At 71.3% G+C, this 1,070-nt stretch carries 1 protein-coding gene; it reads right to left on the minus strand.

Annotated features, from left to right (window positions below; all coding sequences use genetic code 11):
- A partial coding sequence (locus KME79_RS44300; RefSeq protein WP_219552673.1) for an IS110 family transposase occupies positions 1-825 on the minus strand: 825 nt, incomplete at its 3' end.
- Positions 826-1,070: the final 245 nt, after the last annotated feature.

Below are 1,070 nucleotides of genomic sequence, written 5' to 3' on the forward strand. Positions count from 1 at the left end.
CCCGTCCGGATGCTCTCCGAGGTGGGCGGCGCACGAGCGGTCGAGGTCCTTGAGGGCGCCGTTGAGTGCGCGCAGCACGGCGACCAGCGCCAAGACGGCATCGCGCAGCGCTTCGGTCAGCGCCGCTCCGGTGGCTCCGGCCGGGGCCGCGCGCAGGCGTTCCAGCAGCACCGCGGCCGGGCGGCGGCCGGAGTAGCCGTGCTTGACCAGGAACGCGGCCATCCGCTTCTCGCCCAGGTGGCGGGCGCTGGCCGGGGTGGGGTAGCGGGTCAGGAAGTCCAGGCTGATCGGCGACTCCACATCGGCGAACACGGCCTTGGCGCCGGGCCAGGATGCGTCCAGCAGCGCGGCGAGCTGGTTGGTCGCGGCGACGCGCATGTCGACCAGGTCGGTGCGGGTGCGCACGACGGTCCGCAGCGCCTTGGTGTCGTCGGAGTACGGCACGGCCACCCGCAGCCGGTGCTGGCGCAGCCGGACGTATTCGGCGATGACGGCGGCGTCCCCGGCATCGGATTTGGCCCCCGACAGCACTTCTCCGTCACGCCAGGCCTTGATCGCGTTCGGGGAGACCGGGACGACCGGGTGCCCGGCCTCCAGCAGCAGGTCGACCAGCCGCCCGTTGGGGCGTTCGATCCCGATCTGCACGTCGGCGGCATCGGCGTGCTTGGCCAGGCGGCGGATCAGCATCGTGATCCCCTCGGCCGAATGCTTGATCGTGAACCGGTCGACGATGTGGCCGGTGACGTCCATGACACACACGGCGTGGACCTCGGCGGCCCAGTCCAGACCGGCGAAGAACTGCGCAGGGGGCAGCGCAAGAGACAACTCGACTCCAAGGGGTGGCAGCGACAGCGGCTCGGCGGCGACGAGGCCTGCTCCCGGGCGGTCACTAACCGGCGCTCTGTGGCGCATCTCCCTGTTGCCGGTCCGAAGCCTCGCGAGAACCGGGGGCGGTGGTGTCATACAGGCCGTCGAGCGGCGACCGAACCAGACCGTCACCCCGGCTCCCGCCGAGTCCCTTCACCAAGCACCGTAGTGGTGCCTGCGAGAAAGAGGGTGCCCTAGTGACC

The sequence above is a fragment of the Nonomuraea harbinensis genome (assembly GCF_019396385.1).
GTDB classification, from domain to species: Bacteria; Actinomycetota; Actinomycetes; order Streptosporangiales; family Streptosporangiaceae; genus Nonomuraea; species Nonomuraea ferruginea.